This window comes from Kistimonas ophiarachnellae (genome assembly GCF_057552235.1).
In genome coordinates this window covers 74,225-90,435 of record NZ_BAAJPA010000001.1, presented here as the reverse complement: position 1 = coordinate 90,435, position 16,211 = coordinate 74,225, and the positions used below count along the sequence as shown (strand labels likewise).

The following is a 16,211-nucleotide window of genomic DNA, read 5'->3' as shown; positions in this document are numbered from 1 at the left end:
TAGAGGGTAGGCAGTGCCGTCAATACACTGTGCTTCTCATACTGGAGTACGACGATGTCAGCCCACTTCAAAATTACCCAGAAGATCGCCAAAACCTTTTGTCATAAGCTATCCAACACATCGCCGCCGGCAACCCGATCAACGTCTGCCCAGCGCAGTGCGTTGCGTCGGGGTGCTCATAAGGTGCATAAGCGACTGCGTTCAACATTCAATCAACATCAGACCCCGACGCCCTCTGCGCCACTGGTGAACATCCCTCCGCCGTCCAGGGCGCAGCAATTCAGGCGGAGAGCCGGACAGCTGGCTGAGAATACCGATGCAGCGGGTTTCCGTGATGACTTTTCTGCAGATCTTGTCGCGATCATGGGCAGCATTGCGGATGATGTGATCGGCAATACATTTGGCACCTTCGCCACGGACCCTTCGTTTGGCGCCATGGCCTTTTCCGAGCTTGACTGGGAAAGCCTTTTTGCCGGAGAAAACCTGTTACAGGAAGCCAGTGTACTGCCAATTGGCGCCTATATCGGCGACCTGTACGATCTCATCATCAACTTGAACGCCTCCCGCTCCGAACCGGAAATCTTCAACAATCCCCTGGCTCAACTGGAGCTCGATCTCAATGACAGCATGGGCTTCCAGGACTCCTTCGAAGCCTCCATCTTCAGGGATATTCAGCAGGAAGACTCCCCCCATGTTCTGGCTTATCTGAAACGACGCCAAAAGAAGGAGATCCTGGCTTCCGCGGCCACCCTGGCAGGCACCGCCCTGTCCACCGTGACACAAGCCAATGTGCCCGCCGCCATTAAACACGGCCATGCCGAAGCACGAACCCTGCGTCATATTCATGAATTCCGGAAAATCGGCGACCGGATTGGTGCGGATTTCCCTGAAATAAAGGGGCTCTGTAACAGTATCATCCGGATCAAGGGTGCCAAGGCTGCCAACCAGGTTTTCCAGATGATCAGCAACCTGATTCCCAACACGGCGATTGGCGCAGGACTTGTGGGCGGCATCCCCAGCCTGGTTGCCAATATCTATGTGCTTATGTACCAGCAGGAACTCAGTGCGCTCTCTGCCCGGCTGCACTACTTCGCCTATTCCTACCTGCGGGGTATGGCGAGGACGGATGTCGCACCACAGCAACTGCAAAAATACGGCTTTGCCTACCAGCTGTTCCGTGAATTTTTCCGAACAATTATCCGCAATGAACACGATATCAGCCTGCCAACCAAAAAATCCTCCGCGCCCCCGCTGTTGACGCTTCGCCCTGCCGAAGATCTGCACAAGTTCGATAATTACATGTGGGAACCGGCCGGCTGGCAGGTCGTGCTGGATAAGCTGACGCTGATTTGATGTCACCCGGTGTTTCTAGGGCAAATCAAACCATAGCGCTTCGAAGCCGTCGTCTTCAGCGACAACCGTTAATGTTTCAGACGCAATCACGCCAACACCATCGCCTGCCTGTAGCGCTGTTTTCCCTGACGTCGCACGCCCACTGATAACATGCAAATAGCCCTGACGAGATCGGGCTTCCAACGCCTTTGACTCACCCGCGCCCAGTCGCAACCGATAAAGACTCGCATCCTGATGGATATGCAATGAGCCGGCACGACCATCCGGTGTCACCAGTGGCGTCAATGGCCCGGTCTGTTCAATATTGGCCTGCTCATAACCGGGTTTGATGCCCTGCACACTGGGCGTTATCCAGATCTGCAGAAACCGGAGATTCCCGGTACCGGACGCATTGTATTCAGAATGGAGGATACCGCTGCCCGCACTCATTCGCTGAACCTCACCGGCAGGCACAACGAAGCGGTTTCCGAGGCTGTCCTGGTGTTCGATTGCGCCTTCCATCACATAGGAGATGATTTCCATATCCCGGTGGCCGTGGGTGTCAAAGCCGGCGCCGGGGGCAACCGTATCGTCATTGATCACCCGCAGGACGGACAGCCCCATATGCCGGGGATCATAATAAGAACCAAATGAAAACGTGTGGCGGCTGTCGAGCCAACCGGCCTGCTCGTGGCCACGGCTGTCGGCAGGTCTGAAGTAATCCATGGTTTGCCTCCGTTATCGTTAAAATCATTCTCTATGTGTGATTTAAAACGATGGCAAACCGAAAAAAAATTACTGTTTTTGGTACCTGATATTTCATTATTTCGAATGGAATGACGACCTCAATCAGCGACCAGACCCTGCGTCTGATAACGTAATTCCCCGAGGAAAGTACGCGCTGCAGGACCCAGCCGGTCAGCATCACGGAAGTTCAGGTACAGGCTGGCACTGCGCCGCTGCGCCTGCTCCAGCGGCAGGGGTTTGAGTCGTCCGTCCTTCAGGTACTCGCCGATGGATGATTCCGGAAACCAGGCAAAGCCGAAGCCCTTGCTGACCAGGTCAATGGAGGTTCCCATATGGCTGACGGTCCAGCGCTGTTCTGCACCTAACCAGCCGGCATCAATGCGGGTATCCAGGGCGGAATCCCGGATGACAATCTGCCGGTGCGCCTTCAGGTCTTCATAGGTCAGTTCTCGTCCCTGATGATGCAGGGCATGGCCGGGGTTGGCGACAGCGACAAAGGTAATCCGGCAGATCTCTTCATTCAGGCCGTCCGGTATGAGCAGGGGCGTCAATGCGATATCCGCCTTTCCCTGCTCCACCAGCTCATTGGCGCCGGAAAGAATGGTTTCCATCAACTCAATGCGCAACAGGGGATACTGCGCTGAAACAGCATTCAGCACGTTGTAAAGCACTTCCTGTGGGAAAGCACCATCCACGGCGATGTTCAGGCTGGTTTCCACACCGGCACTCAAGGTGCCAGCCACCGCCTCAACCTTCATGGCTTCTTCCAGCAGGTAGTTAGCGCGGCGTAACATCAGTTCACCGGCGGCCGTCAGTTCAGCCTTGCGTCCCTTGACCTCCAGCAGCTGGACACCCAGGGCATCTTCCAACCGATGGACGGCGTGATGAATGGTCGACTGACTTTTATGCACTGCCTGCGAAGCCTGGCTGAAACCACCATGATCCACGACAGCCTTGAACATCCGCCACTGCTCAAGTGTTGTTTTTAACATGCCAGTTCCACCTGTTGGCTATTTTCACGATTTCCTGAAACCAGATTACCTGGCAAACACAAAAAACGGCGAGAGGGTAAGCTCTCGCCGTTAATGTCTGCATTCATGCAGTCGGTCTACGATAGCCGCCCTCTGTCATGTGGACGATTGTAATCAATCACTGGGCCAACCGGCACTATCCGGGTGGGATTGATCATGGTGTGGCTGAAGTAGTAATGGCGCTTGATGTGATGGAAATCCACCGTTTCGGCCACACCCGGCCATTGGTACAGCTCCCGCACGTACTGGCTGATATTGGGGAAATCCTCAAGCCGCTGGCGATTGCACTTGAAATGGCCATGATAGACCGCGTCGAACCGGATCAGCGTTGTGAATAACCGCCAGTCCGCCTCTGTCAGGGTTGCACCCATCAGGTAACGCTGTTGTGACAGTCGATCCTCAATTTGATCGAGCGCCTTGAAGAGTGTGTTACAGGCTTCTTCATACGTGTCTTGATTCGTAGCAAACCCGCCACGATACACACCATTATTAATGCTGTCGTATATCCATTCATTAACAGCATCAATCCCGGCAGCCAGGTTCTCGGGATAATAATCATCCGTGTTACCGGTCAGCCCATTGAATGCGCTGTTAAACATCCGGATGATCTCGGCAGATTCATTGCTGACAATGCGGCCCTGCTGTTTGTCCCATAATACCGGCACCGTGACGCGTCCGGTGTAATCCGGTTTGTTAGCCGTATACACCTGATGAAGATAGTCAAAACCCTGCAACGCATCGCCGGTACTGCCTTCTTCTGTTTTGAAGGACCAGCCCTTTTCCAGCATATCCGGACTGACTACCGAAACAGAAATGTGCGGTTCCAGCCCCTTCAACTTGCGAAAGATCAGGGTACGATGCGCCCAGGGACAGGCCAGTGACACATACAGATGGTAACGTCCGCTTTCCGCTTTGAATCCGCCTTCGCCGGTCGACCCCGGCTGGCCATCCGGAGTCACCCAGTTGCGTAGCTGGGCGCTTTCACGTTTAAAAGCGCCACCTGTTGTCTCGGTGTCGTACCATTGATCGTGCCATTGTCCGTTGACCAGTAGGCCCATGCTGAATACCCCACTTTCTGACCGAATCCACAGGCTGGCGCGGGCCAGCTTGTCATTGAAGGTTTTGTACTGCCTGTTACCGGGTTACTTACGGCGCCTGGCGTCACGGCTTAACTCACCGTTGTCATGGCCGTGCTCCCTTATTTATTCGTCTGTTGTCTGATTGTTATTTGATACGTTCAGAAGCTAGCTTAATAGCATCAATTAAAATAAAAACTGCATATTTTTGTATAAACAGTTCTGAATTTTAGAAAACTCCAACAAACCTACCAGCCTGAAACCCGGAAGATAACAACCATTTAAAAAAAACAGAATCTAACTACCTCGCTCATTAGCCAGTTTTTATAACCAAACTGTTATACGAAAAGAAAATAATTAAGATACACTTCATAATTAAAACTTTGCCCCACGCGTTAAACAGCTAGATTATGGCATCTCCAACTTCAACATCCCCAAAAGGCCACGTCACAATATCGACTTCCCAACAAACTATCGAACCCTCTCCATCGTTAACGACTGTGGATGCCAACATAGGATTGCATCATCAAATAGAATCGATCGAAATAGAAAAACTATATACCAGCCATGATAGATCAACTGAATTTCTTACAGACCCATCATCTTTAGACCCATTAGCTGAAGACCCATTTTCTGAACTATATCAATACGTGGAACAAGACAGTGTTGATAAAAAACCAGAATCTTCGAATACTGATGATTTATCTCAGGGTGTCGCAGGTAACGATCCAAGCCTATCAACTCAGGCTCCAGCAATCCAACAACAGGCTTCTTCTGTTAATGACCCGCCCAAAGACCAGGCAAAACCCATCACTACTTCAACATCCGGGGATTTTTTCAGTGTTACAGAGGAGCCGGGACCTTCGACGGCGTCAGAAGGTACGACTTGTGTAAAAAGTGAGCCAACTACATTAACGCAATCTGCAACAATGAAGCCTGGCACATCGGAAGAAGGACAACCATTAACTATCAATCAGCCGTCGAAAAAGAGTACAGAGAGTTTTCAATGCTCCCAACCAACCAATCCCAAATTTACCATAAGAGAAGCCATCATCTATTGTCTGAAAGATGAAGACCAACTGAATATTGGAGAACTTTATAACAAAATTTCAACGTTGTTTCCCGACATCAAGAAACAACATAACTGGAAAAACAATGTTCGTCACAAATTAACCTATAATCCAGAAGTCTTCACCCTCACCAAACACAATAAATCTGACCCTTACAGAGGAGGCTATTGGAGCCTTTCCGCTGCAAAAAAAGACCTACCAGAGTCAGGGATTAAAGATTGCACAAAAACATATCACCCTTGTACCACCCTGTTAACGTTATATTCAGAGAACACTCAAACTATGCAGAGTAGTACCCAAGAAGTACAATCCGCTCAATTGCATGAGCGAAGTATTCACCCATCCCCACAGGAAAGCGAAACAGCTTTTCCGCAAAAAAGCGAAAGCTCGACCGATTAGCGTTAGCTAACAGCGATAAAAACACAACAATCATCACCGTAAATCATTCATTATCCGATCGTATTTCCGCTGATCCTTATGCATCTCACAATAAACGCGATATTTCCGGTCGTAAAACGCCTGTAAGCCAGCATCTGGTTTCAGTGTTTCTCCCACCTGGCTCGTGCTTACCATTGCGCTGCGAATATCAGGAAAAACGCCAGCTGCCACTGCCGCCAGTATTGCCGCCCCCAGAGGCATCGGGTTTTGTTCATGATTCACAATGGCAGGCAATCCTAACGCATTGATATGTTCCTGCATGAATAATCGATTATGCGTGAGGCCACCGGCTGGCATCAGGGTTTCAAGGGGTAGCCCTGCGTGAATCAGACACTCCAGCCCGTGACGCGCTTCCAAAGCCAGCGCCTGAATCGTTGCAAGATAAATGAGAGCCATAGCGTCTGGACCACTATCCATCCCAAGGCCTGAGAGCACCCCGGTAAGATGGCAATCCCCGATTGGGCACCGGTTTCCGGCAAAAAAGGGCAGAATATGCAAAGACTGCGTTAATGTTGCGGTTGGCTGTTCCCCTGCAAACTGAACCAGACGCTTTTCCAGGTAATCATAAACATTGGTTCCTTCCTGCTTAGCCAGTCGTGCGACTTCTGCCGCTGCCGGGTGACTGAATGGCAAATGATCAAGTAAGGCACCGACCGCATTTTGTCCACAGGTATAGGCATTAAGACCGGCCATATCGCCATTATCCCAAGGCCCCCAAATGCCCGGTATGGCTTCTGTCTTAGACGAAAAACACTGGTAAATACTCGAAGTACCCACAACCATGCTGATACGAGAAGACAAACCACGTTCCAGTTCTGATGGAGCCTGCCCTTTCAGTCCAGCCCCCAATACTGCCAACGTGCCGGCATAACCATCGACAGTACCGGTACTTACCGGTGTTCCTGGCAGCAATCCCATCTGATGGGCAACCTCTGCCAATAATCCTTTGCCTACTGCTTTGCCATGGGGTAAATCCAGCCCGTTCGTACGATTATCAATGCCGATGCCCATATCTTCCGTGGACTGGTGACGCGTACGGGTACTGAACGAACAGGGGCTGCGAACCCATTCTCCCGTCGTTTTCAAAACCAGAAAATCAAACAACTCTATGATATTCGCAGTAGCTTGCCAGAGCTCCGGACGATGCCGGGATACCCAAAAGCAGCGGGAAAGCGGCATTTCCGATGTCACGCGACCACCGGACTTTGCCGAAGATCGCGTCTGCTGCTGTACTGCATTGATTTCATCGGCTTCAGCCATGGCACGATGATCACACCACAGCAGAACATCAAAAGCCTGTGTGTCAGTTTGAGAAAAGGACAGCGGTTGATTGTCCTGATCAAGGAACAGCATGGAGTAAGTGCTGTCAAAACCGATACCAAGTATCTGCCCGGGATGGACATGAGGATTACTTTCCAGCAACAGCCGGACCGCACGGATCAACTGATTCCAGATATCCTGACTGGACTGCTCTGCCTGTTGAGCTGTTGACCGGTGAATTTCCAACGGCATAACAGACTGCGCAAAGATATTCCCCGTAACCGATACCAGCGCCGCTCTCAGGCTACGCGTTCCCACATCAATGCTGAGCAGGTAATCTGCCATGGTCTCCCCATACCAAACAACGGTGTCAGGGGGATCAGAATAGTGGCTATTAGCGAAATAGTGACATAATTATTGCGTGATAATGATGGAGAATTCAGGACCATGTGGCGACAACAAATGATCCGGCTGACACCACGCCCCAGGGGGTTTCACCTGATTACTGACGATATCCTGTCGCAGCTGCCATTTCTGAATGAGTATGCCGTGGGGCTGTTGCACCTGTTTATCCAGCATACCTCCGCATCGCTTTCCATCAATGAGAATGCCGACCCGACCGTCAGGGAAGATATGGAGCGGCATACCAATCACATGGTGCCAGAGAGTTCTCCCTGGTTTCTTCACACCTGCGAGGGGACGGATGACATGCCTGCCCATATCAAGTGCAGCCTGTTCGGTGCCAGCCTGATGGTCCCCATACGCAACGGACAGCTTGCCCTGGGATCATGGCAGGGTATTTACCTGGGCGAACATCGAAACCACGGAGGATCACGACAGATTGTCGCGACACTTCAGGGAACCCGCGATGAAGGCTGAAAACACCTGTTTTTATAGCTAAAAGTCAGGAATTTATTCTTTTAAAAAATCAATTGTCATAAGCATTTCATGGAAATCCGGTAAAAAAAGATATGTAATGAAACTGGCATTGCATGAAGCATGCGCTATAACAATAAGAGCGATAACAACGGAGCCAGCAGGATGTTCTGGCAACCAGGCCAAAAAGAGGGAAATGGCTATGGCACGGAGAAAGCCTCAAAAAGCAAACGTTGTGGATGGTGTTGATTTTTCTTACCTGGGAAGCAAAGAGGAATCAGCGGAAGAAAGAACGGTGGAATCCCGCCGTCGCCTGCGCGAAATGCTCAGCAGTCAGGTTGAAGAATTCCTCAACAAGGGCGGACAGATAGAAACAGTTCCTTCCAATACCACCGCCAACCCACCCAAGAAACCTGAATCCAATTACGGTAATCGCCCCATTTAACCGAATCGGTTGAAGGGTAGAATCGCGTCATCGTGTAGAAACAATCTACAACAGGATGACGCGACACAATTTCAGCATAAAAAAAGAGGCTCGGAATTCGAGCCTCTTTTTTTATGGGTCTTTCACAGGGGTCACGGGCAGTATCACAGGATACTCTGAATCTCAGCATGCCAGATCAATGAAGCCACCAGTAAGACTGAATCTCTGGCTCTACTGCTCTCATTTACTCTTCCACACCTCTGCCCCGACTGTTATCGCCAGGGCAGATACCTTGTCAGGTCAGTGACCGCTGCAGCTCCGGAGGTTATCAGGAGAGAATGGTAACGTTCTCAGCCTGAGGACCTTTCTGCCCCTGGGTGATTTCGAAAGAAACCTGCTGACCTTCATAGAGGTTGCGGCGACCGGTGCCATTGATAGCACGGTAGTGTACAAATACGTCTTTTTCGCCTTCACGCTCAATAAAGCCAAAGCCCTTCTCTTCGCTAAACCACTTAACGACGCCTTCGACTAACTGACCTGACATATAACTCTCACCTTTCTACGTGTACCAGCCTGAGGCTGATTTCTTCAAGTTTACCGAAGCCACCACGGCTTCCGGTTTCACTATATAGCATTGCCCGGTGACATACACCTGAAATGCGATCCATCCGGGTCTCCTGCCCCAGTCGGGTAGTGTATCGGCAATCTACACGAAGGAACAGGAGATTTACATCGTAACCCGCTCACCCGTTGACAGACATCACTTTTGATGTTCGTACCAGAGGCCGAGTGATCAGGTTATCACTACGAGTGTATCACCTTCCTGCGGTTTCATCTCACCAATACGCGCCAGAACCAGTCCATGGTCAGCGGCAACCGTCAGAAAGTCTCGCTCTGACGACGGATGAACAGCGACCAGTAAACCGCCACTGGTCTGCGGATCACAGAGCAGATCCCGTTGCCGTTCAGTCAGCGACGATGCCTTGTCGCCATAACTGGCAAAGTTTCGCCCGGTACCACCGGGGACTGCACCTTGTATCCGGTATTCTTCAACATGTGGCAAAACCGGCAATTTGCTCTCTTCCACAACCGCCTGCAGACCACTGCCTTCGCACATTTCCAGCAGATGCCCCAACAGGCCAAAACCCGTGACATCGGTCATGGCCGATACGCCCGGTAACCGGGCAAATGCTGCCCCCGGTTTGTTAAGCGTACACATGGCGTCGCGTGCAATCGTCTGATGTTCTGACTTAAGCAGCTTCTTTTTCTCTGCTGTAGTCAGAATACCTATGCCAAGGGGTTTGGTGAGATACAGGTAATCCCCGGCCTGTGCCGTGTTGTTCTGCTTGAGATGTTCCAGGCTGACGCGGCCCGTCACCGCAAGTCCAAAGATCGGTTCCGGCGCATCAATACTGTGTCCACCCGCCAGGGGAATGCCGGCATCCAGACAGGCCTGTCGACCACCATCCACCACTTTTCGCGCAACATCCGGCGCCAGAACATTCACTGGCCAACCAAGTATTGCGATGGCCATCACGGGCGTACCGCCCATGGCGTAGATATCGCTGATCGCATTCGTGGCGGCGATACGGCCAAAATCAAAGGGATCATCCACAATGGGCATGAAGAAATCGGTGGTACTGATGACTCCTTCACCATTGCCCATGTCATACACCGCCGCATCATCCCGGGCGCTGTTGCCCACCAGCAGATTGGGAAAATCCGGTAATTCAATACCGCTTTCAAGAATGACATTGAGTACGGCAGGGGAAATCTTGCAGCCACAACCGGCACCATGGCTGTACTCGGTGAGTTTGATATCAGAAGTCATGAGGGGTACGCATCAGTCGGGTGAGGGAATAATCATTATTATGTGTTCAGGGCTGCCGTCAAACCAGGCGCAATAGTGGCAGCAGTTGCTAAAGGCTCATTCCCTGAGCCTCAAGAAGGTTAACTGTTACTCAACTCCGGACCACCCACAATCTCCGGCTCCGGTGCGATGACCACATCCCGGTTCTTGTTGGGGTAATCCAGCGAATGCAGCAGATGCCGCATGGTATTGATCCGCGCACGCTTCTTGTCATCGGACTTGATCACCGTCCAGGGTGCATCAGCCGTATCCGTGTAATGGAACATCTGCTCCTTGGCGCGGGTGTAGTCATCCCACTTATCCAAGGACGCAAGATCAATCGGGCTCAGCTTCCACTGCTTCAGCGGATCATGTCGACGTTTCTGGAATCGCCGCAATTGCTCTTCCTGGCTGACGGAAAACCAGAGCTTGAAAAGGTGGATATTACTGTGAACCAGCATCCGCTCCAGGTCTGCCACCTGGCGGAAAAACTCCATATGCTCTTTGCGGGAACAGAACTTCATGACCACTTCAACCCCGGCTCGGTTATACCAGGAACGGTCAAACAGGACGATTTCCCCGCGCGATGGCAGATGCTTGATGTAACGCTGAAAATACCACTGGCCCTGTTCTTCCTCATTGGGCTTTTCCAGCGCCACCACCCTGGCGCCCCGTGGATTGAGGTGTTCCATCAGCCGCTTGATAGTTCCCCCCTTACCAGCGGCATCACGTCCCTCGAACAGGATCACGACCTTCTGGCCTGTTTCCTTAACCCAACTCTGAACCTTCAGTAATTCAACCTGTAATTCCTGCTTCAGACGCTCATACTCACGGCGCGTCATCTTGTTTTCCACCGTGGACTTGAGGGGTTCCGCGGCTTCAAGGATGTGACGAATGCCGTCAGGCTGGCCTGATTGTTTTATTTCTGTCATTACCGCTCCGGGTGGATTGTTTTTCGCTATTTATTGTTATCCATCACGTCCAGGATATCGCAATCGCTAAGTACAAATACTGATCTCGATCATTAGAACACTATGGGTTTCTGGATGGGTTCCAGCGCCAGCGTATCCCGGATGATATCCAGTGCTTCCTGCAGCTGTCGTCGCTCTGCCAGGCTGCTGATACAGAAACGAATACATTGAGGTGCCGGTGAGCTGCCAGCAGCAAACATCTCAGCGCCCAGCACCCGGACACCCTGCTGCTCCAACTGAGTCACAAAGGTATTCGCTCGCCATGGCTCCGGCAGTTTTAACCAGCAGTGAAAGCTAAAAGGTTGAGACTTCAAATCATGACAGTTCAAAGTATCTGCCACCATCGCTTGCCGTGCCGCGATTTCATCCCGCTGCCAGGTCATCAGTTCCCATGCCTTACCGGAATCCAGCCAGGACATCACCACTTCCGCCATCAGCGGCGTCGCACTCCAGCAATCGCCGCGTAACACTTGCCCAATCCGTTCCACGAGATCGGGCGGACATACGGCAAATCCCATATGCAATCCGCCTCCCAGGGATTTGGAGAAGCTGCCACTGTAAATCACCTGTTCCGGCGCCATCGAAACCATGGCCGTGGTGCGATTTTCCGGCATGCTGAATTTCACATCATCCTCCAGCACCAGGACATTGAACTCGGCAGCAATCGCGAGAATCTCCCGACGCCGCGCTTCCGGCATGATGATGGAAGTCGGGTTATGCAGCGCCGGCATCAGATAAAGCAACCGGGGTTGATGTTGTCGGCAATACTCCACCAGGGCATCCGGCCTCATCCCCTGTTCATCCATCGGCACGCCGACATGACGCAACTGCTGCTGTCGCACGCTATAAATAAATCCGGGATAAGTCAGGTAATCAGACAGGACAGTGTCCCCGGGACGCGTCATGGCACGCAGGACAAGACTGTTGGCATGTTGGCCACCGTTGGTCATCAAAATACAGGCAGGGTCGGCATAAATGCCAAACCGTTCCAGCCAGTGAGCGACCATTTCCCGATGTCGCAGCAAGCCCTGTTCAGGATGGTATTTCAGAAGCTGAGCCAACCTGACGCTATTATCACTCAGCCGCTCCAAGGTATCCGCGAGCATTTTTTCCCGACAAGCCGGCACTGACAGGCTCAGGCTTAAATCCAGCAGGGTTGAGTCAGTTTCTGCCGGAATACTGAAATCCGGTCGGTCCCAACGTTTGCCACGTACGAATGTGCCGCTGCCAACTCGAGCCACCACCAGACGACGACGCTCAGCTTCTGCGTAGCCACGGGTAACGGTTCCTACGGTTACATTGAGCCATTCTGCTAATGATCGATGGGTAGGCAACCGCGTTTCAGGGGGGAGCTGACCATTGCCCACGGCCTCTTCAATGGCATCGGCCAGTGCTTTATATCGAGGCCCCGAAAAACGGGCCAGCTCGGGCGTCCAATGCTGCTCTGATTCTAAATACTTATTCTGCATATCCAGGCATTGTCATGGTGACAATTAATTTATTGATCTTATTTCACGCCATTCTAAGATCACAACAGAGCGATGAAAACGACAAAACACACAAATTGTAGGGATACAATGGCAACCAGAGAGTCTAACCCATGAACCATTCGGCGCCGGTCTTCTATCAGGATCCCTATCAGAAAGTACTGACCACTACGGTGTCCAGTATTCAGGATCAGAACGTGGTACTGGCAGAAACCATCTTCTATCCCAACGGCGGGGGACAGCCCGGCGACACCGGCCATATCAATGCCAGTAACGGCAGTCAATTCACGATCACCAATACGCGCAAAGATCATGAGTCTGGAGCAATATTGCACGAGCTTGGTGAAGCACCGCTTGATCTGAAACCCGGTGACGCGGTGACCGTCACGTTGGACTGGTCTCGCCGTTACGCCCATATGCGCATGCATACCTGCATGCACCTGCTCTGCTCCCTGATTCCCTGCGGGGTGACCGGTGGCTCACTGTCCGCTGACAAGGGCAGGCTCGATTTTGACATGGGCGATTTTGATGCCAACAAAGAGCTACTGACACAGCAGCTCAATGCGCTTATCGGGCAGGCAGAACCGATTTCTATTGAATGCCTGGAAGCCTCTGTACTGGATGCCAACCCCGAGCTGGTGCGAACGATGTCAGTCCAGCCGCCCAGAGGCTCAGGAAAAATCCGGATGGTAAGGGCCGGTAGAACCGATTATCAGCCCTGCGGCGGTACCCATGTGGCAAATACACGTGAAATCGGCCCCGTCAGAATCAGCAAGATTGAAAATAAAGGGCAACGCAATAAACGGGTCATCATTGTCTTCAGCAACGGGGAACAACAATGAAAACGCTACCCTATTATCAGATTGATGCCTTTACAGATCGTTTGTTCGGTGGCAACCCTGCGGCGGTGATTCCACTGCAAAGCTGGTTGCCTGATGACTGTATGCAGCAACTGGCCAAGGAAAACAACCTGTCAGAAACGGCTTTCTTCGTCCGGCATAACGACCGTTACCATATTCGCTGGTTCACGCCCGGTACAGAAGTCCAACTCTGCGGCCATGCCACCCTCGCGGCCAGTTATGTCATTCGTCATGAATTAGGCGACAGTACCCATCAACAGGTCTTTGACAGCCTGAGCGGTGAACTGAAAGTACGGTTTCAGGGTGAGTTTATTGAACTCAATTTTCCCATGGGACACCGGTCGCCTACCCGCTTGCCTGATGCCATTACCAAACTCCTGCCATTCACCCCATTGGCAACCTTTACTTCCCGTGATGACCTGCTCATTCTCGCACCGGATGAAAAAAGTATTGCCCAGCTGAATCTTGATCTCACCAAGCTGCCTGAAGGTATTATCAAACGCGGCGTGATTATCACAGCAGCATCAGACCGCGAATCGGTTGATTTCGTGTCTCGCTGGTTTGGTGGTCCGGAAGTTGATATCCGGGAAGATCCTGTCACCGGTTCTGCACACACACTGCTGACACCTTTCTGGGCAGAAAAACTGGATAAACAAGTGCTTCATGCTGAACAACTCTCGGCACGCAGGGGCAAGCTGGAATGTGAACTGTTGGGAGACCGGGTTTACATCCGCGGAAATGCCGTCAAATACCTGGAAGGCACTATCCAGATTCCATAACAAATCCCACATCAACAACAAAACAGAGTACAAAAGGAATGTTCGACTGGCACAGTTTTTATATACCACTGATGACGTTTGCTTTCGCCTCCAGTATCACACCGGGGCCAAATAACATTATGCTGACAGCCAGTGGTGCTAACTATGGTTTTTTCCGGACGCTGCCCCATATCGCCGGCGTTGCCAGTGGTTTTTTTATTCTGCTACTGGCTGTCGCCTTTGGCTTGGGTAATGCCTTCAGCACATGGCCGATACTTCAGACCATTCTGAAATACGTTGGCTCGGCGTACCTGTTATTTCTTGCCTGGAAAATTGCTAATGCAGGCCGACCCGAACAGAGAGACGGGCCTTCCAAACCGTTTACTTTGTGGCAGGCAGCACTTTTTCAAGTCGTTAACGTTAAAGCCTGGATCATGGCCATTGGCAGCATGTCAGCATTCACACTGGCCGGAGCTGATTATGCTATTTCAGCCCTGGTGATTGCCAGCATCTTTAGCCTGATAAACCTGCCCTGCATTTCTCTCTGGACCGGGTTTGGCGTAGCTATTGGACGTTTTCTGCAACATGACCGGGCACTGCGCACGTTTAACTTCTGCATGGCAGCCCTGACAGCAGGATCAGTCATTCTTCTTTATCTTCCGGAAAGCAGTCTGTAAAGGACTGCCTCCCATCTGGAAGCTTTTATGTCTTATTCATTATTCATTATTCATTATTCATTATTCATTATTCATTATTCATTATTCATTATTCATTATTCATTATTCATTAGAAGATTTTTATACGATTTAAATTCAAACCCAAGGCAGCAATCATCAAAATTTCAGAATAAACTTCTAAAGGACGTGGATCCTCTCCTCCCTGCAGGCCGCTTTTTCAGAACAATGTATACAGGGACAGAGGGTAATTATCTGGTCAGGTGATGAATATCGGGCAATATATTATGTTTAATTACTTTTCACTTTTTCCACTTTATGATCTTGATGGCAATGGATCAAGGTTACAAAGCGGTGATATTGGATTCTATGTTATCGTAGATGCCAGTGGCGTGACGTTTACTCACGCTTACATTGTCAGCCACTACAACAGTATGATCATTCACTCAAAAGAGATAATAGGTGTCTTTACGTCTAAACTGGATCCAGAAGAAAAAGCTGTATATTTTCGCTTCCAGGGAGATCCATCAATTGCCCAAGCCGCTTGCTCTAGAGCCCACAGCTGGTCTCGTGGAGAGTACCAGGAAAAGGAGGGGTGTAATTTCACTGAAAGAACAAAGCAGGTAGTGGGCTATTCAAGTGCAAGTTTTCAAACTATTCGTGCAATCAAGTCTGCATTGGGGACTTCTACTTTTGGAGATGGCGCAAGAGCCCGGCTAGCGAAGTATAAAAGAAGAGATACTTGCGCACCCAAGAATGCGATATGTACAGAACTAGCCATTCTTGCCTACCAGCTCAGTGTAGGCAGTGAGGATGAGAGTCGTGGTTTTATCATGCTTGATGCCAAGCATACCCTTCTGAAGAATCTCGCAGAATACCTTTCTAACAATCAACATTGGAAACTGATTGGCAGATCATCAGCCGCATACGGATTTTATTAAGATGATTGTCTCTAAAACAGTATTCAGCCAGCTGTCCGGTTTTTGCCTCAATTCGCCGACGCACTGGCATGATAAGTTGCACAAAAGCCTTAGGGGATCACCTCTCATGTTACGCTGAAGAGCATGTCTGCAGATCTATTCCCGGCCTCGCAATCACTCTTGAACTCAGGGCGTATGTATTCCTTTTCCCCGGGCAGCATGCCGTATATTTTATCCGGAAAATCGCAGGCTGCATTACGTTCATGGATGTTGGCTGCCGTCAGCTACAGCGAGACAGGAATACCTCTGCCATCAATAGGGAGATGATCCTGAAAGCCATAAAAATGTTTTTTCTTCAAGGAGCAGTATCCCAGACAGCAGGATCAGTCATCCTGCTTTATCTTCCGGAAAGCAGTCTGTAAAGGACTGCTTTCCCAT

The 16,211-nt window shown here is 50.8% G+C and carries 16 protein-coding genes; 8 read left to right on the top strand and 8 right to left on the bottom strand.

All coding sequences use genetic code 11. The annotated features are described in order from the left end of the window. The first annotated feature begins 54 nt into the window (after positions 1-54). A complete protein-coding gene (locus tag AC27K1_RS00380; protein ID WP_487147446.1) occupies positions 55-1,353 on the top strand; it encodes a hypothetical protein in 1,299 nt (432 codons plus the stop codon). A 15-nt stretch (positions 1,354-1,368) separates the two neighbouring features. Here AC27K1_RS00380 and AC27K1_RS00375 read toward each other — a convergent pair whose 3' ends face one another. The 3 genes from AC27K1_RS00375 to AC27K1_RS00365 all read right to left on the bottom strand — a co-directional run bounded on the left by AC27K1_RS00375 (position 1,369) and on the right by AC27K1_RS00365 (position 4,168). Next, positions 1,369-2,058 carry a pirin family protein gene (locus AC27K1_RS00375; RefSeq protein WP_487147445.1) on the bottom strand — a complete coding sequence of 230 codons (690 nt, stop codon included), beginning with the start codon at positions 2,056-2,058 and terminating at the stop codon, positions 1,369-1,371. A gap of 119 nt (positions 2,059-2,177) precedes the next feature. Continuing rightward, positions 2,178-3,071, bottom strand: a complete 894-nt coding sequence (locus AC27K1_RS00370; RefSeq protein WP_487147443.1) for a LysR family transcriptional regulator — start codon at positions 3,069-3,071, stop codon at positions 2,178-2,180. A gap of 116 nt (positions 3,072-3,187) precedes the next feature. After that, on the bottom strand, positions 3,188-4,168 hold the full coding sequence (locus tag AC27K1_RS00365; protein ID WP_487147442.1) for a glutathione S-transferase family protein: 981 nt from the start codon (positions 4,166-4,168) through the stop codon (positions 3,188-3,190). Between the two features lie 428 nt (positions 4,169-4,596). Between AC27K1_RS00365 and AC27K1_RS00360 the strand changes: the two genes are divergently transcribed. Beyond that, the gene (locus AC27K1_RS00360; protein WP_487147440.1) at positions 4,597-5,655 is read left to right on the top strand and encodes a forkhead box protein; all 1,059 of its coding nucleotides are present in this window, start codon (positions 4,597-4,599) and stop codon (positions 5,653-5,655) included. Between the two features lie 33 nt (positions 5,656-5,688). Here the strand turns inward: AC27K1_RS00360 and AC27K1_RS00355 are convergent, their stop codons facing one another. Further along, the gene (locus tag AC27K1_RS00355; RefSeq protein WP_487147438.1) at positions 5,689-7,299 is read right to left on the bottom strand and encodes an FGGY-family carbohydrate kinase; all 1,611 of its coding nucleotides are present in this window, start codon (positions 7,297-7,299) and stop codon (positions 5,689-5,691) included. A gap of 102 nt (positions 7,300-7,401) precedes the next feature. Between AC27K1_RS00355 and AC27K1_RS00350 the strand changes: the two genes are divergently transcribed. Together AC27K1_RS00350 and AC27K1_RS00345 are read left to right on the top strand one after the other, a co-directional pair. Continuing rightward, the gene (locus AC27K1_RS00350; protein ID WP_487147436.1) at positions 7,402-7,833 is read left to right on the top strand and encodes a secondary thiamine-phosphate synthase enzyme YjbQ; all 432 of its coding nucleotides are present in this window, start codon (positions 7,402-7,404) and stop codon (positions 7,831-7,833) included. 199 nt (positions 7,834-8,032) lie between these two features. Beyond that, positions 8,033-8,275 (top strand): hypothetical protein, encoded by a 243-nt coding sequence (locus tag AC27K1_RS00345; protein WP_487147435.1) that lies wholly within the window; start codon positions 8,033-8,035, stop codon positions 8,273-8,275. A 307-nt stretch (positions 8,276-8,582) separates the two neighbouring features. Here AC27K1_RS00345 and AC27K1_RS00340 read toward each other — a convergent pair whose 3' ends face one another. The 4 genes from AC27K1_RS00340 to AC27K1_RS00325 form a co-directional block, all read right to left on the bottom strand. Next, on the bottom strand, positions 8,583-8,798 hold the full coding sequence (locus AC27K1_RS00340; protein WP_211829990.1) for a cold-shock protein: 216 nt from the start codon (positions 8,796-8,798) through the stop codon (positions 8,583-8,585). Positions 8,799-9,047: 249 nt separating this feature from the next. Beyond that, positions 9,048-10,085, bottom strand: coding sequence for a selenide, water dikinase SelD (selD, locus tag AC27K1_RS00335; protein ID WP_487147434.1), 1,038 nt, complete (start codon positions 10,083-10,085; stop codon positions 9,048-9,050). A 119-nt stretch (positions 10,086-10,204) separates the two neighbouring features. Beyond that, positions 10,205-11,035: a polyphosphate kinase 2 gene (ppk2, locus tag AC27K1_RS00330; RefSeq protein ID WP_487147433.1), complete on the bottom strand. Its 831-nt coding sequence runs from the start codon at positions 11,033-11,035 to the stop codon at positions 10,205-10,207. A 92-nt stretch (positions 11,036-11,127) separates the two neighbouring features. Beyond that, positions 11,128-12,543 (bottom strand): aminotransferase-like domain-containing protein, encoded by a 1,416-nt coding sequence (locus AC27K1_RS00325; RefSeq protein ID WP_487147432.1) that lies wholly within the window; start codon positions 12,541-12,543, stop codon positions 11,128-11,130. A gap of 131 nt (positions 12,544-12,674) precedes the next feature. On the opposite strand from AC27K1_RS00325, the gene AC27K1_RS00320 reads away from it, so the two are divergent. The 4 genes from AC27K1_RS00320 to AC27K1_RS00305 all read left to right on the top strand — a co-directional run bounded on the left by AC27K1_RS00320 (position 12,675) and on the right by AC27K1_RS00305 (position 15,794). Continuing rightward, positions 12,675-13,403 (top strand): alanyl-tRNA editing protein, encoded by a 729-nt coding sequence (locus AC27K1_RS00320; protein WP_487147430.1) that lies wholly within the window; start codon positions 12,675-12,677, stop codon positions 13,401-13,403. Continuing rightward, positions 13,400-14,200, top strand: coding sequence for a PhzF family phenazine biosynthesis protein (locus AC27K1_RS00315; protein ID WP_487147428.1), 801 nt, complete (start codon positions 13,400-13,402; stop codon positions 14,198-14,200). The genes AC27K1_RS00320 and AC27K1_RS00315 overlap by 4 nt, the downstream gene beginning before the upstream one ends. Before the next feature lie 38 nt (positions 14,201-14,238). Next, entirely contained in the window at positions 14,239-14,856 is a 618-nt protein-coding gene (locus tag AC27K1_RS00310) for a LysE family translocator (RefSeq protein ID WP_487147426.1), read from the top strand. A 263-nt stretch (positions 14,857-15,119) separates the two neighbouring features. Then, positions 15,120-15,794: a hypothetical protein gene (locus AC27K1_RS00305; protein WP_487147425.1), complete on the top strand. Its 675-nt coding sequence runs from the start codon at positions 15,120-15,122 to the stop codon at positions 15,792-15,794. Positions 15,795-16,211 lie beyond the last annotated feature (417 nt).